Below are 6000 nucleotides of genomic sequence, written 5' to 3'. Positions count from 1 at the left end.
GCTTCGAGCACTTGCTGGCCTGCGGGAACGACTTCCTTGCCGATGCCGTCGCCAGGGATAGTTGCGATGCGATACGTGTTCATGTCTTTCGTCTCCAACTGTTGTGTGGTGTGAGCGAACTTTACATAGCTTTCGTGGGTAGAAACCGGTGCTAGACTTAAAGCGTCTTTAACTTCAAGTTACAAGTCCTGGCATGCACGAAACCGTCCAACCGTCCGATTTGAGCTTCTTTTCGACGCTGGCCGCAGCGGAAAGTCTGAGCGCGGCGGCGCGGGAACTGGGGCTGACGCCCGCCGCCGTGAGCAAGCGTCTGACGCAGATGGAGAGCCGCGCGGGCGTCGCGTTCGTCAACCGCACGACACGCCGGATGATGCTCACGCCCGAGGGCGAGCTGTATCTCGAACACGCGCGGCGCATCCTCGACGAAATCGATGAGCTGGCCGAGCTGTTGGGGAGCGCGAAACGGAGTCCAAAAGGATTGCTGCGCGTGAACGCGACGCTCGGCTTTGGCCGCAGTCACGTTGCGCCCGCGATTTCGCGCTTCGTCGCGAAGTTTCCGCAGGTGTCGGTTCAGCTTCAGCTATCGGTGACGCCGCCACCGTTGACAGACGACGCGTTCGACGTCTGCATCCGCTTTGGCGAGCCACCCGATACGCGCGTGATCGCACGTCGGCTGGCGCCGAATCGGCGGCTGCTGTGTGCGTCGCCTGCCTACATTTCGAAGCGCGGAATGCCCGCAACGGCGCACGATCTCACGAAGCACAACTGCATTGGTATCCGGCAGGGGGATGAAGCGTATGGCGTGTGGCGGCTGACGACCGGACGAGGCGCGTCGCGCAAGACGGAGGCGGTCCGGATCGGCGGGAACCTCACGACGAACGACGGCGAGATCGCGGTGAAATGGGCGCTCGAAGGTCACGGAATCCTGATGCGCGCCGAATGGGACATCAGGCAGTATCTGGAGGATGGCCAGCTTGTCGCGGTGCTGCCCGAATACGACACGCCCAACGCCGATATCTTTGCGGTCTATTCGCAACGGCATCAGATGTCGAACCGGATTCGCGCGTTCGTCGATTTTGTCGCGCTGGAATTGCGGACTGCGGCAGGCGAACGGATGGCGTGATGCGCCCGCGCGCCGCGCGCCGCACGGACGCGCGGCGCGGCGTCGGGTCAAGGCGCTTTTATTCCGGCGCCCGCTTCGAAGCGATCATCAACAGCGAGATCTTGTTGAAGAAGAACATGCCCTTCGGATGCCACGACGTGTACTTCTTCACCACGTTGAGCAGCGTGTACGGCGAGAACCAGTAGTTATGGTCAGGGTGCACCACCTCGACGAACATCTCGTCGCGCTCGGAGAAGTCGAAGTGGTTGGTATGGCACTGCACCGCGTCCGGCACCGTGATGATGATGCTCGTGAAATCGATGCGGTCGAGTTCTTCCAGGAACATCGCCAGATTCCCGACGTGCTCGATCACTTCCGGCACCAACACGACGTCGAACGGTTCGTTGACATCGGCGAGCGTCGTGTAGAGCGGCTGATCGCAATGCTTGCCGAGCTCGGCGATGCCGGCCGCGTCCAGATCCACGCCGACGAGCCGCGCGCACTGTCCCGAGCGCAGCAGTTGCAGGTGAAGATTGTTCGCGGGATCGAAAATCGGCGAATCGACGCAGCCGACGTGCAGCACGCGTCGTCCGGCGCACAACTGCACGAGCGCCGATACGCGATCCATGCCCACCAGTTGACGGGAAACGGGCACCTTCTGCGTGAAGTACGGGTCATGCAGTTGCTCGAGCAGGCTGTGCGCGGGCTGAATTGGCGGAATGGCGAGCTGGTTCATGTGAGATTGGCTGCGTGAAGTTCGTCGTAGAGTTTGAAGGTGCTTCCCCAGTATTGCTTCGCATAGACGGGGCCGCTGCCGGTGTAGGTCTGTCCGGTGTGGTGGCGCGGAATGAAGTAGTGGCTCGGGAACACGGTGAGATCGCTTGGCTTGAATGCAAGCACGGCCTGCGTGAATTTCACCGGGCCGACGGTGATCCATGCGGCGTCGTTGCACACGGTCGGCTGCCTTGCGAGGTTTTCGACCATCGCGCGAAAGAGCGGATGCCGTGGCCGCGAGGCGACGTAGCCGGCGGCCATCAGCCCGGGCGTCGCGAGTTCGTTTTCCCAGCAGGTGAAAAGGCTGCAGTCGAAGAAACTCTCTTCGAGCGGACGGACGCAAATGCTGTCGGCATCGACGGAAAAGCCGCCGAACCAGTAGAGGATCTGCCAGCGCATCAGGTCAGCGACGCCGTTGAGTTCCCTCGGCCACATTTCGGCCATTTGCGGCGCGTTCGGCCAGCGATGCGCTTGCAAGTCGGCGTTTTGCCACAGGCGCACTTCGAAGCCCGGGTTCATTTGACGCCAGGTGTCGATGCAGTTGTCGGGACGCTTGCTTTCATCGCCGATCCAGATGATGTGGATTACCTTCGGAATCATTTTTTCGCAGTGTCTGAGTGTTCTTTGGCGGTTTTTTACGCGGGCGGCGGGTGCGCCACCTGGATTGGTTGCTAGATTACGGGACGGCGCCTGGTGGCGATGGACGGAACAAGGCGGGAAATCGGGCGTAATTCGGGGGAATGGCCGGGTAGAGGTTTGGCGCTTGAATGCAGCCCTTTAAGCGTGTCGCCGAAAAACACTGCCGATGTTGGAATCCGTGTCCAGCGCGAGTCAGATCGGGAAACGACAAGCGTCATCTGTTACTCGTCACCGGGAGCATTCACGCTGATTGCGCCTGAGCCGTATTGGACTGCGTTCACGAAAAAGAGCCGCCAAGCGCGTCGCCCCGGATTATCAGCAACAGCGAACCCCCGCTGTGAAGCGATCGCGCGCTCAACCCATCAACGTATCGACAAGCAATTTGATATTGAGCACGACGATAATGCCCGCGACGAGCCACGCGATAATCGTCACCCAGACGGGCACGACGAAAACGCCCATCTTCCGCTTGTCGGAGACGAACCGCACGAGCGGGATGATGGCGAACGGCAGTTGCATCGACAGCACGACCTGGCTCAGCACGAGCAGTTGCGCCGTGCCCTTCTCACCATAAAGCGCCGTGACGACGATCACCGGCACGATCGCGATCCCGCGCGTGATCAGCCGCCGCGCCCAGTTCGGAATGCGCAGCCTGAGAAAGCCCTCCATGACGATCTGCCCGGCGAGCGTCGCGGTCACTGTCGAGTTGAGGCCGGAGGCGAGCAGCGCGAGGGCGAAGAGCGTCGACGCGATCCCCAAGCCGAGCAACGGCGACAACAACCGGTACGCGTCGCCGATTTCAGCGACCTCGGTATGCCCGCTCGCATGAAACACCGTCGCCGCGACGATCAGGATCGCCGCGTTGATGAAGAGCGCGAGCATTAGCGCGATGGTGCTGTCGGCGGTGGCCCAGCGGATCGCGTCGCGGCGTCCGGCTTCGCTCGGTTCGTAGGCGCGCGTCTGCACGACGGACGAATGCAGATAGAGGTTGTGCGGCATCACCGTCGCGCCAATGATGCCGATCGCCACGTACAGCATCTCGGGATTCGTCACGATCGCAGGCGACGGAATGAAGCCGCGCAGCACGGCGGCCATCGGCGGCGCGGCCGCGACGATCTGCACGGCAAAGCACACCGCGATCACGATCAGGAGCGCGATCACGAACGCTTCGAGAAAGCGAAAGCCGCGGTTCATCAGGAGCAGTAGCAGGAAGGCATCGAGCGCGGTGATCAGCGCGCCCGCGATCAGCGGAATGCCGAACAGCAATTGCAACGCGATCGCCGTGCCGATCACTTCAGCGAGATCGCACGCGATGATCGCCAGTTCGCACGCGAGCCACAGCGCGTAGTTCACCGGCTTCGAGTAATGGTCGCGGCATGCCTGCGCGAGGTCGCGCCCGGTCGCGATGCCGAGCCGCACGGCAAGCGCCTGGAGCAGGATCGCCATCAGGTTCGACAGCAGGATGACAGCGAGGAGCGTATAGCCGAAGCGTGACCCGCCGGCGAGATCGGTCGCCCAGTTGCCCGGGTCCATATAGCCGACCGAGATCATGTAGCCCGGCCCCGCGAACGCGAGAAAGCGCCGCAGCCACAGGCCGCCGGAGGGCACGGCTACGGACGAATACACTTCCGGCAGACTGTGCCGGAATTCATCCTCGGGACGCGCATGCCTCCACGCGGGCTGCGAAACAGCGGGCTGTCGGACGTCGGGCATCGGTTGGCGCTCCACCACGCAGGCGGTTGGTCACGACAAAATATGCTCCGCGCGCCCATAAGATTCAAGCGGGATTCTTCATACCAAGCGCGTTGATCGGCTGGCGGGTGGGTGCGTCCGCACATCGTTGAGGGGCCGCTTTTGGCGGTAGATGTGCGTTGTTCGCCGGCGAAGGTGCGCAACGGCAAACCAAATTCAGATTACGACGGGGGCGTGGCGGGTTTTTTTCGGCACTTCGCCCCGCGCCGGATTTACTTCGGTTCTTCCACTACTTTCAGCCGCTTAATGCCCGTGCCGCCGCAATTCCACCGCTGCCGTGTCGATGCTACGGCGTGCCATAACGCTCATCACCATCGTCATGCCGACGATTCCCATGAGGTCGATTCCTGCGATCATCCAGTCCATTGCTGCCATGTGCATGCTCCTTGTTCGAGAGTCTGTGCCTTACCAGACACAAATGATTCATCAGTTACTGAGCACATTTACGGCAGGTGTATCGAAGACTTGAGTGCGTCACAGCAGCTATTCAGCAATTTCTGCCGGATTCTCCCGAGCGGCGTATCGTTGGATAGCGCGGCATCGGGCTTTTCGGCCGACCGTGCTTCCCACAAACAACAACCATCCCCGCCATGAACCCGTCCCGTCGCACTTTTATGATCCTCGGCATCGGTGCGGGGTCGTCGCTGCTGCTCTCCCGCGCCGCCCTCGCCGACGGCCCGAAGCTCAGCGAATCCGATCCCGCCGCCGTCGAAGTCGGCTACAAGGAAGACGCAAAAAAGGTCGATAAAGCCAAATTTCCGAACTACGGAGCCGGCCAGGATTGCAGCAACTGCTCGCTCTTCCAGGGCAAATCCACCGACGCGTGGGGCGGCTGCACGCTCTTCGGCACCAAGCAGGTCGCCGCGCGCGGCTGGTGCGGCTCCTACACGAACATGTGAAGGCTCAAGCCGCCGGTTTCGCGCGCCGCGCACGCGTTGCGGGCTTTTTCTTCTCGCTCATGTCGAGTTCGATCCAGGTCGGCGCGTGATCGCTCGCGTGCGGCAGGTCGCGCACCCAGCGGTCGACGCCCGCATCCGCGAGACGCGGCGCGAGCGCCGGATTGAGCAGCACATGGTCGATGCGCAGCCCCGAATTCTTCTGCCAGTGCTGGCGGAAATAGTCCCAGAACGTGTAGATGCGCTCGTCCGGATGACGCGCGCGCAGCGCATCGAGCCAGCCCTGGTCGAGCAGCCGCCGATACGCCTCGCGGCTCTCCGGCTGGAGCAGCGCGTCCTTGAGCCACGACTTCGGGTTGTAGATGTCCTCGTCGGTCGGCACGACGTTGTAGTCGCCCGCGAGCACGACCGGATGGCCGTTGTCGTGCAGCTTCGCCGCGTATTTGATGAGGCGCTCGAACCACGCGAGCTTGTAGTCGAATTTCGGGCCCGGCTGCGGATTGCCGTTTGGCAGATAGAGGCAGCCCACAAGCACGCCGTGCGCCGCCGCTTCGAGATAACGGCTGTGCGTATCACCCGGGTCGCCGGGCAGGCCGCGCCGCGTTTCGATCGGCTCCATCCCCTTCGCCAGGATCGCGACGCCGTTCCACGACGTCTGTCCGTGCCAGATCGCGCCATAACCGGCGTTGCGGATCTCGTCGATGGGAAACGCCGCGTCGGGCGCCTTCAGCTCCTGGAGGCACGCGATATCGGGCGCCTCCTTGTCGAGCCATGCAAGAAGCGCGGGCAGCCGCGAACGGATGCCGTTGATGTTGAACGTGGCGATCTTGAGCATGG

7 protein-coding genes are annotated in these 6000 nt (G+C 62.4%); 2 read left to right on the top strand and 5 right to left on the bottom strand.

What is annotated here, in order from left to right; genetic code table 11:
- Positions 1-193: 193 nt before the first annotated feature.
- Positions 194-1123 carry a LysR family transcriptional regulator gene (locus AWB65_RS24240; protein WP_087669561.1) on the top strand — a complete coding sequence of 310 codons (930 nt, stop codon included), beginning with the start codon at positions 194-196 and terminating at the stop codon, positions 1121-1123.
- Between the two features lie 58 nt (positions 1124-1181).
- Here AWB65_RS24240 and AWB65_RS37045 read toward each other — a convergent pair whose 3' ends face one another.
- The 4 genes from AWB65_RS37045 to AWB65_RS37650 form a co-directional block, all read right to left on the bottom strand.
- Complete coding sequence (locus AWB65_RS37045; RefSeq protein WP_235007740.1) at positions 1182-1838, bottom strand: class I SAM-dependent methyltransferase; 657 nt, start codon at positions 1836-1838, stop codon at positions 1182-1184.
- Positions 1835-2476, bottom strand: a complete 642-nt coding sequence (locus AWB65_RS37040) for a glycosyltransferase family 32 protein (protein WP_235007739.1) — start codon at positions 2474-2476, stop codon at positions 1835-1837. The genes AWB65_RS37045 and AWB65_RS37040 overlap by 4 nt, the downstream gene beginning before the upstream one ends.
- 393 nt (positions 2477-2869) lie before the next feature.
- The gene (locus AWB65_RS24230; protein ID WP_087669560.1) at positions 2870-4228 is read right to left on the bottom strand and encodes an Nramp family divalent metal transporter; all 1359 of its coding nucleotides are present in this window, start codon (positions 4226-4228) and stop codon (positions 2870-2872) included.
- Between the two features lie 282 nt (positions 4229-4510).
- A complete protein-coding gene (locus tag AWB65_RS37650; RefSeq protein ID WP_268808261.1) occupies positions 4511-4642 on the bottom strand; it encodes a hypothetical protein in 132 nt (43 codons plus the stop codon).
- Between the two features lie 215 nt (positions 4643-4857).
- On the opposite strand from AWB65_RS37650, the gene AWB65_RS24225 reads away from it, so the two are divergent.
- Positions 4858-5166, top strand: a complete 309-nt coding sequence (locus AWB65_RS24225; RefSeq protein ID WP_087669559.1) for a high-potential iron-sulfur protein — start codon at positions 4858-4860, stop codon at positions 5164-5166.
- 4 nt (positions 5167-5170) lie between these two features.
- Here AWB65_RS24225 and xth read toward each other — a convergent pair whose 3' ends face one another.
- The gene (gene xth, locus AWB65_RS24220) at positions 5171-5998 is read right to left on the bottom strand and encodes an exodeoxyribonuclease III (protein WP_087669558.1); all 828 of its coding nucleotides are present in this window, start codon (positions 5996-5998) and stop codon (positions 5171-5173) included.
- Between the last annotated feature and the right edge of the window lie 2 nt (positions 5999-6000).

The organism is Caballeronia humi (genome assembly GCF_001544475.1).
In the GTDB taxonomy this organism is placed as follows: domain Bacteria; phylum Pseudomonadota; class Gammaproteobacteria; order Burkholderiales; family Burkholderiaceae; genus Caballeronia; species Caballeronia humi.
This window is presented reverse-complemented; position numbering and strand designations above follow the sequence as displayed.

Bases quoted from the DNA above. Each gene is read 5' to 3' on its own strand.
- AWB65_RS24240 (WP_087669561.1), top strand. From the start codon at position 194: ATGCACGAAACCGTCCAACCGTCCGATTTGAGCTTCTTTTCGACGCTG.
- AWB65_RS37045 (WP_235007740.1), bottom strand. From the start codon at position 1,838: ATGAACCAGCTCGCCATTCCGCCAATTCAGCCCGCGCACAGCCTGCTC.
- AWB65_RS37040 (WP_235007739.1), bottom strand. From the start codon at position 2,476: ATGATTCCGAAGGTAATCCACATCATCTGGATCGGCGATGAAAGCAAG.
- AWB65_RS24230 (WP_087669560.1), bottom strand. From the start codon at position 4,228: ATGCCCGACGTCCGACAGCCCGCTGTTTCGCAGCCCGCGTGGAGGCAT.
- AWB65_RS37650 (WP_268808261.1), bottom strand. From the start codon at position 4,642: ATGGCAGCAATGGACTGGATGATCGCAGGAATCGACCTCATGGGAATC.
- AWB65_RS24225 (WP_087669559.1), top strand. From the start codon at position 4,858: ATGAACCCGTCCCGTCGCACTTTTATGATCCTCGGCATCGGTGCGGGG.
- xth (WP_087669558.1), bottom strand. From the start codon at position 5,998: ATGCTCAAGATCGCCACGTTCAACATCAACGGCATCCGTTCGCGGCTG.